Annotated in this window: 2 protein-coding genes; both read left to right on the top strand. The window is 35.6% G+C overall.

Annotation, left to right across the window (positions count from 1 at the left end; genetic code table 11):
- Positions 1-73: 73 nt before the first annotated feature.
- Positions 74-346, top strand: a complete 273-nt coding sequence (locus ETC00_RS19540) for a hypothetical protein (protein WP_171567711.1) — start codon at positions 74-76, stop codon at positions 344-346.
- Positions 347-356: 10 nt separating this feature from the next.
- Positions 357-596, top strand: a 240-nt coding sequence (locus ETC00_RS20530) for a hypothetical protein (protein WP_216369603.1), incomplete at its 3' end; no start/stop codon positions are given.

The raw sequence follows: 596 nt of genomic DNA, 5'->3' as shown, positions 1-596 counted from the left end.
AGTTATTGGATTTACTTTGTAAGTTACAAAAAGAATATATTATACTAATCAAATAATAATAGGAGGAATAAAAATGACTAACAAAAAACTTATTACCGTCACAGCTAAAAAAATAAGAAAAACACTACCTGACCTAGACCTCCCTCTTTCAATTAAACTAGCTAAATTATACGTTAAGCGCGACCCTAAGTTCTTAGATGTTTTAAGCGACTTAGGTTTCGCATATTCATTGGACATTGACGCAGATCCTTATTTGGGTGGTGTGGACACAGGCACTGTAACGGTGACCACACCCAAATGTAAAACTTCTTCACTCAAATACTATGACGGTGTTATTATCGACTAGGGTGTCTTTAATGAAATTATACCACGTTTCTAATAAAAAGGGTTTGAAAGTTATCAAACCCTTTATGCCGGTAAAAAAATCCCCAGAAAAGTATGGGGATTACTTTAAGAATTTTGTTAATAGCAAAACACATTATGCGTGTTTTGCTGTTAACCCCCACCGTGCTTTTTGGTGGGCTGAGGTTCTTTACGGAAGATTCTTGACACGAAGCGCTGAAAAAGTATTTATCTACGAAGTCGAAGTAGATGAC

Origin of the sequence: Brevibacillus sp. MCWH, from assembly GCF_013096935.1 — a bacterium.
Lineage (GTDB): Bacteria > Bacillota > Bacilli > Brevibacillales > Brevibacillaceae > Brevibacillus > Brevibacillus aydinogluensis.
Note: the sequence above shows the minus strand (reverse complement) of the source record. Positions and strands in the feature narration are given on the sequence as shown.

Excerpts from the sequence above, each read along its gene's own strand:
- ETC00_RS19540 (WP_171567711.1), top strand. The coding sequence starts at position 74 with ATGACTAACAAAAAACTTATTACCGTCACAGCTAAAAAAATAAGAAAA.